General features: G+C 34.4%; 17 protein-coding genes and 2 tRNA genes (1 of these 19 running past the window's edge). 9 read left to right on the top strand and 10 right to left on the bottom strand.

Annotation, left to right across the window (positions count from 1 at the left end; genetic code table 11):
• From AC1RRN_RS13450 to idi, 7 genes are all read right to left on the bottom strand, one after another.
• A tRNA-Thr gene (locus tag AC1RRN_RS13450) sits at positions 1–54 on the bottom strand (it extends 120 nt beyond the left edge of the window).
• 106 nt (positions 55–160) lie between these two features.
• Positions 161–234 (bottom strand) — tRNA-Thr (locus AC1RRN_RS13445).
• A 78-nt stretch (positions 235–312) separates the two neighbouring features.
• Positions 313–579 carry a hypothetical protein gene (locus AC1RRN_RS13440; protein WP_026982865.1) on the bottom strand — a complete coding sequence of 89 codons (267 nt, stop codon included), beginning with the start codon at positions 577–579 and terminating at the stop codon, positions 313–315.
• 57 nt (positions 580–636) lie between these two features.
• Positions 637–1605: a type I phosphomannose isomerase catalytic subunit gene (locus tag AC1RRN_RS13435; RefSeq protein ID WP_492967772.1), complete on the bottom strand. Its 969-nt coding sequence runs from the start codon at positions 1603–1605 to the stop codon at positions 637–639.
• A gap of 51 nt (positions 1606–1656) precedes the next feature.
• Positions 1657–2115 (bottom strand): peroxiredoxin, encoded by a 459-nt coding sequence (locus AC1RRN_RS13430; protein ID WP_492967771.1) that lies wholly within the window; start codon positions 2113–2115, stop codon positions 1657–1659.
• Between the two features lie 3 nt (positions 2116–2118).
• Positions 2119–2529 carry a 6-carboxytetrahydropterin synthase gene (locus AC1RRN_RS13425; protein WP_026982862.1) on the bottom strand — a complete coding sequence of 137 codons (411 nt, stop codon included), beginning with the start codon at positions 2527–2529 and terminating at the stop codon, positions 2119–2121.
• Between the two features lie 21 nt (positions 2530–2550).
• Positions 2551–3078 (bottom strand): isopentenyl-diphosphate Delta-isomerase, encoded by a 528-nt coding sequence (idi, locus tag AC1RRN_RS13420; RefSeq protein ID WP_492967770.1) that lies wholly within the window; start codon positions 3076–3078, stop codon positions 2551–2553.
• A gap of 296 nt (positions 3079–3374) precedes the next feature.
• On the opposite strand from idi, the gene msrB reads away from it, so the two are divergent.
• Both msrB and msrA read left to right on the top strand, forming a co-directional pair.
• Positions 3375–3929: a peptide-methionine (R)-S-oxide reductase MsrB gene (gene msrB / locus AC1RRN_RS13415; protein ID WP_492967769.1), complete on the top strand. Its 555-nt coding sequence runs from the start codon at positions 3375–3377 to the stop codon at positions 3927–3929.
• A gap of 7 nt (positions 3930–3936) precedes the next feature.
• Positions 3937–4545 carry a peptide-methionine (S)-S-oxide reductase MsrA gene (gene msrA / locus AC1RRN_RS13410; RefSeq protein WP_492967768.1) on the top strand — a complete coding sequence of 203 codons (609 nt, stop codon included), beginning with the start codon at positions 3937–3939 and terminating at the stop codon, positions 4543–4545.
• Between the two features lie 61 nt (positions 4546–4606).
• On the opposite strand, the gene AC1RRN_RS13405 is transcribed toward msrA, so the two are convergent.
• The gene (locus AC1RRN_RS13405; protein WP_492967767.1) at positions 4607–5044 is read right to left on the bottom strand and encodes an META domain-containing protein; all 438 of its coding nucleotides are present in this window, start codon (positions 5042–5044) and stop codon (positions 4607–4609) included.
• 281 nt (positions 5045–5325) lie between these two features.
• Between AC1RRN_RS13405 and AC1RRN_RS13400 the strand changes: the two genes are divergently transcribed.
• Entirely contained in the window at positions 5326–6732 is a 1407-nt protein-coding gene (locus AC1RRN_RS13400) for an aminopeptidase P N-terminal domain-containing protein (protein ID WP_492967766.1), read from the top strand.
• 127 nt (positions 6733–6859) lie between these two features.
• Positions 6860–7819 (top strand): quinone oxidoreductase family protein, encoded by a 960-nt coding sequence (locus AC1RRN_RS13395; protein WP_492967765.1) that lies wholly within the window; start codon positions 6860–6862, stop codon positions 7817–7819.
• Between the two features lie 81 nt (positions 7820–7900).
• On the opposite strand, the gene AC1RRN_RS13390 is transcribed toward AC1RRN_RS13395, so the two are convergent.
• Complete coding sequence (locus AC1RRN_RS13390; RefSeq protein ID WP_492967764.1) at positions 7901–9460, bottom strand: NAD(P)/FAD-dependent oxidoreductase; 1560 nt, start codon at positions 9458–9460, stop codon at positions 7901–7903.
• Positions 9461–9754: 294 nt separating this feature from the next.
• Here AC1RRN_RS13390 and AC1RRN_RS13385 point away from each other — a divergent pair, with 294 nt between their 5' ends.
• Positions 9755–10006 carry a hypothetical protein gene (locus tag AC1RRN_RS13385; protein ID WP_492967763.1) on the top strand — a complete coding sequence of 84 codons (252 nt, stop codon included), beginning with the start codon at positions 9755–9757 and terminating at the stop codon, positions 10004–10006.
• Between the two features lie 61 nt (positions 10007–10067).
• Here the strand turns inward: AC1RRN_RS13385 and recQ are convergent, their stop codons facing one another.
• Positions 10068–12263 carry a DNA helicase RecQ gene (gene recQ / locus AC1RRN_RS13380; RefSeq protein ID WP_492967762.1) on the bottom strand — a complete coding sequence of 732 codons (2196 nt, stop codon included), beginning with the start codon at positions 12261–12263 and terminating at the stop codon, positions 10068–10070.
• 87 nt (positions 12264–12350) lie between these two features.
• Between recQ and AC1RRN_RS13375 the strand changes: the two genes are divergently transcribed.
• The 4 genes from AC1RRN_RS13375 (at position 12351) to lptB (ending at position 15387) form a co-directional block, all read left to right on the top strand.
• A complete protein-coding gene (locus AC1RRN_RS13375; RefSeq protein ID WP_492967761.1) occupies positions 12351–13316 on the top strand; it encodes a KpsF/GutQ family sugar-phosphate isomerase in 966 nt (321 codons plus the stop codon).
• A complete protein-coding gene (tatC, locus tag AC1RRN_RS13370) occupies positions 13316–14134 on the top strand; it encodes a twin-arginine translocase subunit TatC (protein WP_492967760.1) in 819 nt (272 codons plus the stop codon). The genes AC1RRN_RS13375 and tatC overlap by 1 nt, the downstream gene beginning before the upstream one ends.
• Positions 14127–14480 carry a carboxymuconolactone decarboxylase family protein gene (locus AC1RRN_RS13365; RefSeq protein ID WP_492967759.1) on the top strand — a complete coding sequence of 118 codons (354 nt, stop codon included), beginning with the start codon at positions 14127–14129 and terminating at the stop codon, positions 14478–14480. The genes tatC and AC1RRN_RS13365 overlap by 8 nt, the downstream gene beginning before the upstream one ends.
• 166 nt (positions 14481–14646) lie before the next feature.
• Positions 14647–15387, top strand: coding sequence for an LPS export ABC transporter ATP-binding protein (gene lptB, locus AC1RRN_RS13360; RefSeq protein ID WP_026982881.1), 741 nt, complete (start codon positions 14647–14649; stop codon positions 15385–15387).
• The last annotated feature ends 49 nt before the right edge of the window (positions 15388–15436 follow it).

Below are 15436 nucleotides of genomic sequence, written 5' to 3'. Positions count from 1 at the left end.
CCCACGACCTGCTGATTACAAATCAGCTGCTCTAGCCAACTGAGCTACGCTGGCGACTCATTACGGGTGCAAATATAAAATGGTTTTTCGTATTTTCCAAAATAAATTTACACATTATTTTAAATAAAAAACCATCACTAAAAGTGATGGTTTTATGTTGAGCCGGCGGAGGGACTCGAACCCACGACCTGCTGATTACAAATCAGCTGCTCTAGCCAACTGAGCTACGCTGGCGACTCATTACGGGTGCAAATATAAAGCGGTTTTTCGTTTTACCAAAATAAATTTGCACTTTTTTATACTTTTTTTTGCTTACAATTCGTTGATTTTAGCAATCAATTGATTAGCAGTTTCTTCCAATTCAACATTGATTTGTTTGAAATGCGCTTTTTTGTTTTCAACGTTCTTTGCGTTCACTTTTGTGATCAAAGTATCGAAAGCAGCAATAGCCTGATCGATCAAAGCATTCGTTTCTGGAGTAGGATTTCCTGTTGTAGACATTTCAAATAAGTAAATTGCCTCAATAATATCTCCTAATACGAAGTTGATGTCTTTCTTTAAATTTTTAACGTTTGCCATTTTTATTTTTATTTTAATTTGCGTCTGCAAAAGTACATATAATCTTTATATTTAGCCCTATGAAATGTAAATTTCTAAAATTGAAGCTTTTCCATCCAAAATAAATGCATTTATCTCAGCCGGAACCAAAACGGTATCTCCTTTTATATAGGTTTGTTTAAAACCATCAAATTCAATTTCGAAACTTCCTTCGATACACATATAAACAGTAAATGACTCTCCTGATTTAGAAACTTCCAATTTATTTTCTAACGGAATAAAATTGGTAGTGAAATAAGGACAATCTACAACAGTATTTGAAGTATTGACTTTTGTTTCGTATTTTTTCTGAGTCTCTACTTTGTTATAATTGATAGCATCAAGTGCCAAATCAACATGCAATTCTCTCTTGTTTCCCTGAGCATCTACACGATCAAAATCATATAAGCGATACGTAATATCCGAAGTTTGTTGAATTTCGGCTACAACCAATCCGGCGCCAATTGCATGAACCGTTCCGGTTTCCAGAAAGAAAACATCTCCGGCTTTTGCTTTTACATCATCTAAAATCGAAACTAATGAATTATCATGTAAGTGTTTTAGATATTCTTCTTTGCTTGAATTTTCTTTAAAGCCAACAATAATTCTGGAATCGGCGTCAGCCTGCATAACGTACCACATTTCGGTTTTTCCAAATGAGTTATGACGTTCTTTTGCTAATTTATCGTTTGGATGAACCTGAATCGAAAGGTCTTCACGAGCGTCTAAATATTTAAAAAGTAATGGAAATTGTTTTCCGAAGCGTTTGTAAACTGCTGTTCCTAAGATTTCATTTGGTGTTTCATCAATAAGATCCATCAACGATTTTCCTTTTAAAACTCCATTAGCAACAACACTCACATCGCCTTCAACAGTTGATAATTCCCAGCTTTCACCAGTAATTTTAGAAACTATTGGTTTATTAAGAATTGTTTTTAATTTTTCTCCGCCCCAGATTCTGTCTTTTAAAATGGGTTCGAATTGTAAAGGGTATAAGTTTGGCTTCATTTTTTTGGCTACTATCTTTATTAAATTGCTATTGAACTACTAATTCTTTGATTATAATACTAATTCTCTAATTGTTTCTAAGGCTTTTTCAATATGTCTGGCTGCATTCATACTATCAAAAATATAAATTACAACACCATTTCTATCTATAACATAAGTTACTCTTCCTGGCAAAAGACCAAATAAGTTATTTCGAACTCCAAAAAGTTGTCTCAGTCTTTTATCAGGGTCTGATAACAATATAAAAGGCAATTCATGTTTCTTGGCAAATTTATGATGCGATTTTACGCTATCACTACTTATTCCGATTACCTCAGCACCTAAATCTTTGAAATCTTCATATTGATCCCGAAAACTACAGGCTTCAGTGGTGCAACCGGGAGTATTATCTTTTGGATAAAAATAAATCACTAGCGGCTTTCGACCCAAAAAACTTTGGCTTTCAAAAACTTCTCCATGACTATCTTTCGCAGTAAAATTCGGAACTATATCTCCTATTTTTAATGACATTTATTATTCTCCTTTATAAGTTACAAAATTGCGGTCCGTTTCATTCAAAACGATTTCTAAATCAAAATCGGCATGAATTTTTTTTCTAATTTTATTCCATATCACAACTGCAATATTCTCAGCAGTTGGATTCAAATCTTGAAATTCCGGAACATCCAGATTCAGATTTTTGTGATCAAACGGTATTTCTACTTCTTCGTGTATAATATCCGCTAATACTTTCACATCTAAAACAAAACCAGTTTCTGGGTCAATTTTTCCTGTAACACTCACTGTTAAACCATAATTATGACCATGAAAATTGGGATTATTACATTTTCCAAAAACAGCATTGTTCTTTTCAAATGTCCAATCTTTCCTGTGCAATCGATGTGCAGCATTAAAATGTGCTTTTCTTGATATGGTTACTTTCATTTGGATTATTGGTTGTCTTGGTTAAATTTTATGGTCTTCTAAATAATGATAAAATTCATCAAAAATTATTTTGAACCAAACGGTATAAATTTCGGGCTGTTTTTCAATATCTTCTTTAATATCTTCAATCTTCATCCATTTCCAGTCTTCTACCTCATCATGATTAATGGCAGGACTTTCATTAAAATACCCAATCATAACATGATCGAGCTCATGTTCGGTTAAACCGTTATCAAAAGGAGCTTTGTATATAAAATGGAAAAGTTCTTTCAATTCCGTTTTAAAACCCATTTCTTCAAACAATCTTCTGCTTCCTGCTTCGATGTTGGTTTCACCTTCACGCTGATGACTGCAACAGGTGTTTGTCCAGAGTAAAGGAGAATGATATTTTTGATGAGCACGCTGTTGTAACATTACTTCGTTTTTACTGTTTAAAACAAAAACAGAAAATGCACGGTGCAAAAGTGCTTTTTCATGCGCTTCTAATTTTGGCATTAAGCCAATTTGTTCATCATTTTGATTGACTAATATTACGTTTTCTTCTATCATATGGTGTTTTGTACAAACAAAAATACGAAAAAAGAAATGGCTTGAAAATCCTGAAAAAGATTGTGAAAAGTTTAACGAGCCTTCATTTTCACAAGTCTTTAATATTCAAAACTTTAAAAACAGCTATTTATTTAAAATCCTTTAAAAATAAGCTTAAAAAACTATATGCAGTGCTTTTACGTAAATAAAAAAAAGTTAAAACATACTTAAAAAAACCTCAATTGTAAATTAGGCGACATTTCGAAACTAACTCTCGTCGTACCTTTGATTTACAAAATTAAAGCCTCACAAAAATTATGAAAACAAGAACCCAATTTTTCAGCCTTTGCTTTTTAATTCCGCTTTTTATTTTGCAGGCATGTGGCCAATCAACAAAAAAGCAAAATACAACAACTATTGTTATGGAGAACAAAATCAATAAACCCGGAAATCCTTATTATTCAAATACTGATACAACCGTATTACATGTAAGCAATGCAGAGTGGAAAAAAGTGCTGCCGGAAGATGTTTATGCAGTAATGCGCGAGGCCGACACCGAAAGACCTTTTACAGGAAAATATTGGAACACCGATGAAAAAGGAACCTACTATTGTGCTTCGTGCGGAAACAAGCTTTTTAGATCGGGAGCCAAATTTGCAAGCAGTTGCGGATGGCCAAGTTTCTTTGAACAAGACAATAAAAAGAGTGTGGTTTACAAAGAAGACAATTCACTTGGAATGGAAAGAATAGAAGCATTATGCGGACGCTGTGGCGGACATTTAGGGCATTTATTTGATGATGGTCCGGAACCAACCGGAAAACGCTATTGTATGAACTCCATTGCACTTGACTTTATTCCTGATAACAAATAACAAAAACATGAAAAATACCATTTTAATTTGCCTTTTTGCTTTATCCTTAAACGGATTTGCACAAAATAAAAAAGCCTCAAACCTTGAAACTATTACGCTTGGCGGCGGATGTTACTGGTGTGTTGAAGCAGTTTACGAGAATTTAGACGGGGTAAAATCTGTTGTTTCAGGTTTCTCCGGAGGAAATGTTGCCGATCCTACTTATGAAGAAGTTTGCACGGGAGAAACAGGTCACGCAGAAGTTGTTCAGATTACTTATGATAAAAACGTAACCGATATTAATGAAATTTTCAAAGTTTTCTTTACGGTTCACGATCCCACAACTCTAAATCGTCAGGGAGCTGATGTTGGAACACAATATCGATCTGTAATTTTTTATAAAAATGACGAACAAAGAAAAGCAGCTCAAAGTATTATTGCCGAACTTAATAAAGCAAAAGTTTACAGTAGCCCGATTGTGACTAAAGTAGAACCTTTTAAAAAGTTTTATAAAGCCGAAGATTATCATCAGAATTATTATGCAAACAACAAAAATCAGCCATATTGCAGAATGGTGATTCAGCCAAAAATAGACAAATTTGAGAAAGTTTTTAAAGACAAACTCAAAAAGAAATAAAACCACAAAAAAAGGGAAATGACTAAATTCATTTCCCTTTTCTTTTATATTGATTTTAAAACTATTGTTTTGCCACTTTTTTAAATCTCATCATAGGCACATCGCCCTGGATTAAATTTAGTTTTCCATCTTTATCAATAGAATAACTTGTTATTTTTTTCATTTGCTGCAAAAACTGTTGCTCTCCTCCACCATCGCAAAACATCATTGTTGCTGGTCCCGGTTCTCCAAAAGTTAAAGATTTTCCATTTAGGGTATATGGCGCACTATAACCGTTACATCCATTATTACCATACACTTTTGTTTCTTTCTGATCAAAAGTAATTTGTGGTTTTTTATTTGGATACAATCCTTCAAAAGCAATTCTTGGTCCGGAAATATATTCTAATTCCCAAGTTGTATCGTAAACATTTGCTGTGTTTTTGGCTTCTTTTGATGCCATACATGAAGTAATTAATAAAGTTAAAACTGAAACGACTGCGATTGTATATTTTTTCATAAAATTTACTTTTTAAGATTAATGTCTATTTTTTTTAGATTAAAATTGTTTTACAATCTATTCTCTTCTCAATATTCGTGCCCCACAGCCAGTTTTATAAAATTTAATATTCCATAAAAAGTCTCAGATTTCATTATTAATTTGCAATTTCTGATCTCTAAGTTACATTATTTTACTTAAAAAACTACAAATCAAATACTTAAATTAAAACACACGATTACATTTTTTTTGTAATTTGCGATGATCAAAAAACTAAAATCATCAATAAAAAACTAAAAAAAATGAAGCAATTTCTTTTATTGTTTACTTTATTTATTACCGCTATTCATATTCAGGCACAAGAAAATTTGCCAACAGATTATCTTTCAAAAGAATTCCATAAAGGCCGCCGTGAAGCTTTCAGGAATCTAATGCCCGCTAATTCGGTTGCCGTAGTTTTTTCTTATCCGGAAAGAGTTTTTTCTAAAGATGTTAGCTATAATTTTCATCAAAATCCTGACATGTATTATCTAACTGGCTACAAAGAACCAGATGCTGTTTTACTAATTTTCAAAGAAGCTCAGGGAACAGGCGAAACTTATAATGAAGTATTATTCGTTAGAGAAAGAAATGCCTCCAGAGAAATTTGGACAGGAAGACGTTTAGGTGTTGAAGGAGCGAAATCAAAATTAGGTTTCACAACTGTTTATAACGGAAAAGATTTTAAAGATTTTGCTATCGATTTCAAAAAATTTGATAAAATAATTTACGACAAAATTCCAACAGATCTTGAAAATAATCAAAGCGACTTTGATCTTTTAGGTCTACTTCAATCTTTTAAAACAAAGGCAGGAATTACTAACGGAGACAAAAATTCATTAGAAACTTTTACCAATATTACCAACTCTCTTCGAGAAATCAAAACTCCCGAAGAAATGGAATTAATGCGTAAAACCGTTAAACTTTCCTGTGTTGCCCACAACGAAGTCATGAAAGCCGTTGGTCCTGATATGAGTGAGAATGAAGCTGACGGAATTCATGCTTACATCCATAGAAAATACGGTGCTGAAGGCGAAGGTTATCCTCCAATTGTTGGTGTTGGAGCAAACGGCTGTATTTTGCATTATGGCGAAAACAACAGTACAAAAATGGACAATCAATTATTATTGATGGACGTTGGTTCTGAATATCATGGTTATTCTGCCGATGTTACAAGAACAATTCCGGCAAACGGAAAATTTACCGAAGAACAAAAAGCCATTTATCAATTGGTTTATGAGGCTCAGGAAGAAGTTTTTAAAATTTGCAAAGAAGGAACTCGTATTCAGGATTTACATACAAAATCAAGAGACGTTATCGCTGCCGGATTAATCAAACTCGGAATTATTACAGATCCTAAAGATGTTAGAATATATTATCCGCACGGCTGCTCACATTTTCTTGGTTTAGATGTTCATGACAAAGGAAATTATATGGGTAACCTAAAAGAAAATATGATTCTGACTGTAGAACCGGGGATTTATATTCCTGCAAATAGTAAATGCGATAAAAAATGGTGGAATATAGGTGTTAGAATCGAAGATGATATTGCGATTAAAAAAGATTCATACGAAAATCTATCTGCAGAGTCACCAAGAAAATGGGAAGATGTCGAAAAAATGGCGGCACAGAAAAGCAGCTTTAATGATATGAAATTCCCAAAAATATAATTTCAAAACAAATAGAATTCAAGACCTCGTTTAAAATAAAAACGAGGTTTTTTTATGCATTTTTAAGAAAAGCTTTTCAAACTTCAACTGAATTTTACCGTACTTTGTATCCTCAAAATTTAAAAAAATGAAAGCACTTACCTTCTCTTCTTTCGGAAATTCAGATGTTTTAGAATATATCGAAATTCCGAATCCGCAATTAAAAAACGATGAAATTTTAGTCGAAATGAAAGCCATCGGATTAAATTTTGCCGATGTTTACAGACGAAAGGGAAATTATCATTTAAAAGGAAATCCGCCTTTTATTGCTGGTTATGAGGGTGCCGGAATTGTAGTTGATACTAATAATCATCCTGAATATAAAGTTGGAGATCGTGTGGCTTTCGCCGATGTTCCTTTTGCAAATGCAGAATTGGTTGCTGTAAATATAAATCACGTTTTGCCTTTGCCGGAAAACATTTCTTTTGAAACCGCAGCTTCGATTTTATTGCAAGGTTTAACCGCGCATTATTTAGCAACTGACAGTCATAAAACTCAAAAAGGCGAAACCGTATTAATTCACGCAGTTGCCGGTGGAGTTGGGCAAACTCTGACACAAATCAGTAAACTTTTAGGCGCCAATGTTATTGGCTTAACATCTTCTGCAGACAAAGCAAAAGTTGCCATCGAGCAAGGTGCAGATCAAGTTTTTCTATATAATGAAGATTGGAAAGCACAAATTTTCAAAACAATCCCAAATGGTGTTGATGTTGTTTACGACAGTATCGGAAGCACTTTAGCAGAAAGTTTCGAAGTCACTAAAGAATGTGGACAAGTCGTTTTCTTCGGAATGGCGGGTGGTGATCCCGCACCAGTAGACCCAAGAATGTTAATGGACGGTTCTAAAACTTTAACCGGAGGAGATTTATGGAGTTATTTAAATTCAAAAGAAGAACGAATTAAACGTGCAACTCAATTATTCAATTGGATTTCAGCAGGAAAAATTACACTTTCAACTCCAACTTCTTTCAAATTGTCCGAAGGTAAATTAGCACACGATTTTCTGGAAAGTCGAAAAAGTACAGGAAAAATAATCTTGATTCCGTAATTTTTTTTCGCCACGAATTCACAAATTATTAAAAATAAAATTCGTGAATTCGTGGCGATTATTTTCACAACACAAATCTCTTTATTTCAAAGTCTCCGCAATCATAAGGGCACATTTTTCTCCATCAATTGCTGCAGATATAATTCCGCCAGCATAACCTGCTCCTTCTCCGCAAGGATACAAACCTTTTATTTGTAAATGCTCATAAGTAATTGGATCTCTCGGAATTCTAACCGGCGATGAAGTTCGACTTTCCGGCGCGTGCAAAATTGCTTCATTAGTCAAATAACCACGCATCGATTTTCCAAATTCTTTAAAACCTTCGCGTAAAATCTGCGATAAAAATCCTGGAAAAACTTGTCCCATTTCAACCGAAGTTGTTCCGGGAACATAAGAAGTTTTTGGAATATCAGCAGAAACTTTATTTTGTGTAAAATCGACCATTCTTTGTGCCGGAACCTTTTGAGTTTGTCCCGCCAAATGCCACGCTTTTTGTTCAATACTTTTTTGAAATTCCATTCCGGCCAAAGCACCAAATCTGGCAAAAGGTTTAAAATCTTCCAATTTCAATTCAATCACAATTCCGGAATTTGCTGTAACCTGATCTCTTTTTGATGGTGACCAGCCGTTTGTAACCACTTCACCCGGACTTGTAGCACAAGGCGCAATTACACCACCCGGACACATACAGAAAGAGTACATTCCACGACCGTTAACTTGTTTTACGATTGAGTATGGCGCCGGTGGTAAATGTTCGCCACGATAATCGCAACTGTATTGAATACTATCAATTAATTGTTGTGAATGCTCTGCACGAACACCTAATGCAAAAGGTTTTGCTTCTATAAAAATCTTCTTCTTATCTAATAATTCAAAAATATCGCGCGCCGAATGTCCCGTCGCTAATATTAATTTATTTGCCAGAATCTTGTCTCCCGTTTGCGTAACAATCCCTTCAACTTCATTATTTTTTACTAAAATATCTGTTACTCGGGTATCAAACAAAACCTGACCACCAAATTCGATGATTTTGTTTCGAATGTCTTCAATGATTTTAGGCAATTTGTTGGTTCCAATATGTGGATGCGCTTCAACCAAAATATCTTCAGAAGCACCAAAAGCAACTAAAAGTTCTAAAATTCTGGTAACATCGCCACGTTTTTTAGAACGCGTATATAATTTTCCGTCAGAATAAGTTCCTGCTCCGCCTTCTCCAAAACAATAATTCGAATCTTCATTAACCAAATGATCCACATTTATTGCTTTTAAGTCACGTCGGCGTCCGCGAACGTCTTTTCCTCGTTCAATTACTATTGGCTTTAAGCCTAATTCAATTAATTGCAATGCTGCAAAAAGTCCGGCCGGTCCAGCGCCAACAACTATTACTTCTTGTGCTGAAGAAACATCTTTATATAGAGGAAGTTCGATTTTAGTTTCCTGAAAAGGTTCTCCTTTTAAATATATAATAACTTTCAAATTGATTTTTATCGCTTTTTGGCGGGCATCAATCGAACGTTTCAAAATTGTAATATGCTGAATTTCGTTTGAAGAAACCTTAATTTGTTTAGACAAATAATCTTTAAGCAACACTTCGTTTGCAGCAGTTTCTGGAGTTACCTGAAGTAAAAGTTCTCTTGGCATTGTATCTTAATATTAGCTTTTCTTTCTATGAAAAGAAGACGCAAAAATAACATTTTAAACTGACTTTATATAATTAACCGCAAAGTACGCTAAGATTTTTAGGCTATTGTTTTACAAAAACACAAAGTTCGCAAAGCTTAATGTTGATCTAGCTTTGCGAACTTTGTGTTTTCTATGCGTAAAGTAAAATTAAATCTTAGCGTACTTTGTGGTTAATTATGTGGCAACTTTTCTCTTCTTCGTAAAATAGACTTTGTACCTTTGCTACTTTGAACCTTTGCACCTATAAAAATAATGTCTAGAAAAATAAAATTGATTTGGGATTTTCGTGGTCCGGCTTCGGCAAAAACAGCTGAACATCACGAAATTCATCTGAAAGAATATATCGCTATAGAAAAAATTCCGCTAAATATTACGGGTTTTAAAGTTATAAACGACATGCACGCAACTGCTTTTATGGTTGTAAACGAAGAAAACATGATTCCGGTAAGAGATGCTTTGAAACCGCATCGAGGAGAGATTTATGTCGAAAGTCAAAAGTCTTAAAGTCAAAAGTTTTTAGCATAAACTTCAGACTTTAAGACTTTCGACTTTTTAACTTTAAGACTTAATTAGCTACTTCACTAATAAATTTGATTCTCATCAAACGCAATTCATCAATATCATAATCGCCATCGAATTCTTTTAATGCATCTTCGATTTTATCTGATTCTGATTCCATGAAATAATCGTGAATTTCTTCCTGTTGATCATCATCAAGCATATCATCAACCCAATATTTGATGTTTAATTTGGTACCGGCATAAACAATCTGCTCCATTTCTTTGATTAAAGCATCCATTGAAAGCCCTTTTGCAGAAGCGATATCACTTAAAGGCAATTTTCTGTCAATATTTTGAATGATATATAATTTATTAGCAGAATTTACTCCGGTAGATTTTACCACCAAATCATCTGGACGAATAATATCATTATCTTCAACATAACGGCTGATTAGTGCGACGAATTCTCCACCGTATTTTTTAGCTTTTCCTTCTCCAACACCGTGAATATTAAACAATTCAGTTAACGTAATTGGATATTTTAAAGCCATATCTTCAAGGGAAGGATCCTGAAAAACAACAAACGGAGGAACGCCTAGTTTTTTGGCCACTTTTTTACGCAGTTCACGCAACATTCCCATTAAAACTTCATCAGCAGTTCCGGATGATTTTGAAGCTGTTACAATTGCTTCATCTTCAGATTCATTGTATTCATGATCTTCAGACATCATAAAGGATTCTGGTTTTTTAATAAAGTTCAAACCTTCTTTCGTGATTTTCACCACTCCATAAGTTTCAATATCTTTAGATAAATAGCCTGCCACTAAAACTTGTCGAAGCAATGCCATCCAATATTTTTCATCATGATCTGAACCTGAACCAAAAAACGACTGAGTATCTGTTTTGTGTGCTTTAATAACGGCATTAATACGACCAATTAAAGTAAACACAATTTCTTTTGATTTATAAATATGTTTGGTGTCGCGAACGATTTCCAATAATTTAACAACCTGATCTTTGGCTTCAACTTTATGTTTAGGATTACGAACGTTGTCGTCCATATCTGCGCCTTCTCCAGTTTCGCTGTCAAATTCTTCTCCGAAATAATGAAGAAGAAACTTTCTTCGTGACATTGAGGTTTCGGCGTAAGCCACAACTTCCTGCAAAAGAGCAAAACCAATTTCCTGTTCCGCAACTGGTTTTCCCGACATGAATTTTTCCAGCTTTTCTACATCTTTATAAGAGTAATAAGCTAGGCAATGTCCTTCTCCTCCATCACGACCGGCACGACCAGTTTCCTGGTAATAACTTTCTAATGATTTTGGAATATCATGATGAATTACAAATCTAACATCCGGTTTATCGATTCCCATTCCAAAGGCGATTGTTGCCACAACGACATCAACATCTTCCATAAGAAACATATCCTGATGTTTAGCTCTCGTTTTTGCATCTAAACCTGCATGATAAGGAACAGCACTGATTCCGTTAACTTGTAAAACTTCGGCAATAGATTCGACTTTTTTACGGCTTAAGCAGTAAATAATTCCGGATTTGCCTTTATGTTGTTTGATAAATCGAATGATATCCGATTCAATATTTTTCGTTTTTGTGCGAACTTCGTAGTATAGGTTCGGTCTGTTGAATGATGCTTTGAAGGTATTTGCATCAGACATATCAAGGTTTTTCAGAATATCTTCCTGAACTTTTGGGGTTGCAGTAGCGGTAAGTCCTATAATAGGAACCTGTCCTAATTGTTTAATTATATTTTTCAGATTACGGTATTCCGGCCTAAAGTCGTGTCCCCATTCTGAAATACAGTGCGCTTCATCAATAGCGACAAACGAAATGGGCACACTCTGTAGAAAAGCCACATATTCTTCTTTAGTCAAAGATTCCGGTGCTACATACAAAAGTTTGGTTAAGCCAGAAGTGATGTCTTTTTTAACCTGAGCAATTTCTGTTTTGGTGAGAGAGGAATTTAGCACATGGGCAATTCCGTTTTCTGAAGAAAGGCTTCGAATCGCATCAACCTGGTTTTTCATCAAAGCAATCAAAGGAGAAACAACGATAGCTGTTCCGTCCTGAATTAAAGCGGGTAATTGATAACAAAGAGACTTTCCACCGCCTGTTGGCATAATTACAAAAGTATTCCCTTTACCTAAAATACTCGTAATGACTTGCTCCTGCAAGCCCTTAAATTGGCTAAAGCCGAAATACTTCTTTAATTCCTTGTGTATTTCAATTTCGTTTGAATTCATTCTTTATATTAATGGATATTTTGTATAAATTTGCAACACATAAAGATACAACTTTCTTTTATACATACAAATTTTAAATATTCTGTTTTGATTTCAAAAGAAAATATATTGGCGATCGCCAAAAAAACTATACTGTCTGAAAGTGAAGCAATTATAAAGTTAATTGATTTTCTTGACGAAAATTTCTACGAAGCTGTTCAACGCATTTACGAAACCAAAGGCCGACTGATCGTTACCGGGATAGGAAAAAGCGCCATTATTGCTCAAAAAATGGTTGCTACTTTTAACTCAACCGGAACACCTTCTATGTTTCTACATGCCTCAGAAGCTATTCATGGCGACTTAGGAATGATTCAAAAAGAAGATGTCATTATTTGTATTTCAAAAAGCGGAAACAGTCCTGAAATAAAAGTCCTTGTTCCTTTATTAAAACGTTTCGGAAACATTTTAATTGCCATCACAGGAAACATAACTTCTGCTTTAGCTAAAGGTTCTGATTACGTTCTGAACACCACAGTTAAGATGGAAGCCTGTCCAATAAACCTCGCTCCAACAAACAGCACAACGGCACAACTTGTAATGGGTGATGCATTAGCCGTTTGCCTGATGGAAATGCGAGATTTTAAACCAGAAGATTTTGCCGTATATCATCCAGGTGGTGCTTTAGGAAAAAAACTATTGCTTCGTGTGAAAGACATGATTGAACATTCGTTAAAACCGATGGTAAGTCCGGATACTTCAATAAAAAAGGCGATTTTTGAAATCTCAGAAAAAAGATTGGGCGTAACAGCTGTTATTGAAAATGATAAAATTATCGGAATTATTACTGATGGAGACATCCGAAGAATGCTAAATGACGTAGATACTATTGCTGACTTAACTGCAAGAGATATTATGTCTAAAAATCCTAAATTAGTTTCTTCGGAAACCATGGCAGTTGATGCCCTGAACATTTTAGAAGATTTCTCAATAACGCAACTAATTGTTGCTGATAACGGCGAGTACAAAGGAGTATTACATTTACATGACATTTTAAAAGAAGGAATCGTATAATGGCAAAAAAGAACCTTGGCGAGATGTCATTTTTAGATCATCTTGAAGAATTAAGATGGTTATTAGTTAGAAGTACAACTGCAACAATGATAATGGCACTTGTTACTTATTTCATTAGTGATTATTTATTTGACAAAATCATTTTAGGTCCAACCAGACCTAGTTTTTTTACTTACAGATGGTTTTGTGATTTATCACATCAATTGGGTTTTGCGGATAGCATCTGTATTACCGAACTGAATTTCATTATTCAAAACACAGAAATGGAAGGTCAGGTAAACATCTTTGTATGGATGTGTATTTTGGCCGGTTTCATCTTAAGCTTTCCTTATATTTTATGGGAAATCTGGAAATTTATCAGCCCTGCATTATATGAGAAAGAAAGAAAAAATGCGAAAGTATTCATATTCACATCCTCTTTACTTTTCTTTTTAGGGGTATTATTTGGCTATTTTGTTGTTATTCCAATGTCGGTGAATTTCGTTGCGACCTTCTCTGTGAGTGATGTTGTAAAGAACCAATTTACACTTGACTCTTATATGGGAATGGTAAAAACAAGTATCCTGGGTAGTGCCATCTTTTTTGAATTGCCAATCGCTATTTATTTCTTAACCAAATTAGGATTAGTAACACCTGATTTCTTAAGAAAATATTGGAAGTATGCCGTGATTATCATTTTGATTATTGCCGCAATCGTAACTCCTCCGGACGTAGTAAGCCAGACCATTGTAGCAATACCAATGTTACTTATCTACGAAGTGAGTATCCTGATTTCAAGGATTGTTTATAGAAATAAATTAAAAGAAAAAAATGTCTGAATTAATTCAAGAATTTAACGACTATCGTTCTAAAATGAACGAAAAATTATTAGCTGACAACAACAAAATTGTTAAGCGAATTTTTAATCTTGATACCAACGCGTATGCGGCGGGAGCTCTTGATGTAAAAACAAAAGAACTTTTAGGATTAGTGGCATCAACCGTTTTGCGTTGTGATGACTGTGTAAAATATCACTTGGAAACTAGCCATAAAGAAGGCGTTACAAAAGAAGAAATGATGGAAGCAATGGGAATCGCAACTTTGGTTGGAGGAACAATTGTAATTCCGCATTTAAGAAGAGCTTACGAATTTTGGGAAGCTTTAGAAGAAGAAGCTTCTAATTAGAAAATGAGATAATTAGTCAATTAGATAATTTCAATAGGATATGTTAATTCCTTTACTTGATTGATTAATTTTAACTTATTTTGCCTTTCTGAAAGCTAAAAGATAAATTTTCCCATAAAGTCAATTATCTAATTTTCTAATTGACACATTATCTAATTAAACAAAAATGAAGCTAAGAGCCGATAATTTAATCAAAACCTATAAAGGACGTAGTGTTGTTAAAGGAATTTCTGTCGAAGTAAATCAGGGAGAAATCGTGGGGCTTTTGGGTCCGAATGGTGCTGGAAAAACAACTTCGTTTTATATGATTGTGGGATTGGTAAAACCAAATCAGGGAAACATTTATTTAGATGATTTGAATATTACCGATTACCCAATGTACAAACGTGCACAACAAGGAATTGGTTATTTGGCACAAGAGGCTTCCGTTTTTAGAAAATTAAGCATTGAAGATAATATTCTGAGTGTTTTGCAATTGACTAAACTTTCAAAAGAAGAGCAGATTGCTAAGATGGAAAGTTTAATTGAAGAATTCAGTTTAGAACATATTCGTACGAACCGAGGCGATTTACTTTCGGGAGGAGAACGCCGTCGTACTGAAATCGCACGCGCTTTGGCAACAGATCCAAAATTTATTTTGTTGGATGAACCTTTTGCAGGAGTTGATCCGGTTGCGGTTGAAGATATTCAAAGAATTGTAGCACAGCTAAAAAATAAAAACATCGGAATTCTAATTACCGATCACAACGTACAGGAAACTCTCGCGATTACGGATAAAACATATCTAATGTTTGAAGGAGGAATTCTGAAAGCAGGAATTCCGGAAGAATTAGTAGAAGATGAAATGGTTCGCCGTGTTTATCTTGGACAAAACTTTGAATTGCGTAAAAAGAAACTTGAATTCTAAAAAAAAGTGGTCAGTGTTCAGTTTTCCAGTAATCAGTTTTTTACTGAAC

This window comes from Flavobacterium sp. GW821-FHT11G01 (assembly GCF_058808175.1).
The sequence above is the reverse complement of the archived record's forward strand: the minus strand, read 5'-3'. Positions and strand labels throughout refer to the sequence as shown.

What these genes read in the sequence shown, in the direction of transcription:
- AC1RRN_RS13440 (WP_026982865.1), bottom strand. Translation starts at nt 579, where the DNA reads ATGGCAAACGTTAAAAATTTAAAGAAAGACATCAACTTCGTATTAGGA.
- AC1RRN_RS13435 (WP_492967772.1), bottom strand. Translation starts at nt 1,605, where the DNA reads ATGAAGCCAAACTTATACCCTTTACAATTCGAACCCATTTTAAAAGAC.
- AC1RRN_RS13430 (WP_492967771.1), bottom strand. Translation starts at nt 2,115, where the DNA reads ATGTCATTAAAAATAGGAGATATAGTTCCGAATTTTACTGCGAAAGAT.
- AC1RRN_RS13425 (WP_026982862.1), bottom strand. Translation starts at nt 2,529, where the DNA reads ATGAAAGTAACCATATCAAGAAAAGCACATTTTAATGCTGCACATCGA.
- idi (WP_492967770.1), bottom strand. Translation starts at nt 3,078, where the DNA reads ATGATAGAAGAAAACGTAATATTAGTCAATCAAAATGATGAACAAATT.
- msrB (WP_492967769.1), top strand. Translation starts at nt 3,375, where the DNA reads ATGAAAACAAGAACCCAATTTTTCAGCCTTTGCTTTTTAATTCCGCTT.
- msrA (WP_492967768.1), top strand. Translation starts at nt 3,937, where the DNA reads ATGAAAAATACCATTTTAATTTGCCTTTTTGCTTTATCCTTAAACGGA.
- AC1RRN_RS13405 (WP_492967767.1), bottom strand. Translation starts at nt 5,044, where the DNA reads ATGAAAAAATATACAATCGCAGTCGTTTCAGTTTTAACTTTATTAATT.
- AC1RRN_RS13400 (WP_492967766.1), top strand. Translation starts at nt 5,326, where the DNA reads ATGAAGCAATTTCTTTTATTGTTTACTTTATTTATTACCGCTATTCAT.
- AC1RRN_RS13395 (WP_492967765.1), top strand. Translation starts at nt 6,860, where the DNA reads ATGAAAGCACTTACCTTCTCTTCTTTCGGAAATTCAGATGTTTTAGAA.
- AC1RRN_RS13390 (WP_492967764.1), bottom strand. Translation starts at nt 9,460, where the DNA reads ATGCCAAGAGAACTTTTACTTCAGGTAACTCCAGAAACTGCTGCAAAC.
- AC1RRN_RS13385 (WP_492967763.1), top strand. Translation starts at nt 9,755, where the DNA reads ATGTCTAGAAAAATAAAATTGATTTGGGATTTTCGTGGTCCGGCTTCG.
- recQ (WP_492967762.1), bottom strand. Translation starts at nt 12,263, where the DNA reads ATGAATTCAAACGAAATTGAAATACACAAGGAATTAAAGAAGTATTTC.
- tatC (WP_492967760.1), top strand. Translation starts at nt 13,316, where the DNA reads ATGGCAAAAAAGAACCTTGGCGAGATGTCATTTTTAGATCATCTTGAA.
- AC1RRN_RS13365 (WP_492967759.1), top strand. Translation starts at nt 14,127, where the DNA reads ATGTCTGAATTAATTCAAGAATTTAACGACTATCGTTCTAAAATGAAC.
- lptB (WP_026982881.1), top strand. Translation starts at nt 14,647, where the DNA reads ATGAAGCTAAGAGCCGATAATTTAATCAAAACCTATAAAGGACGTAGT.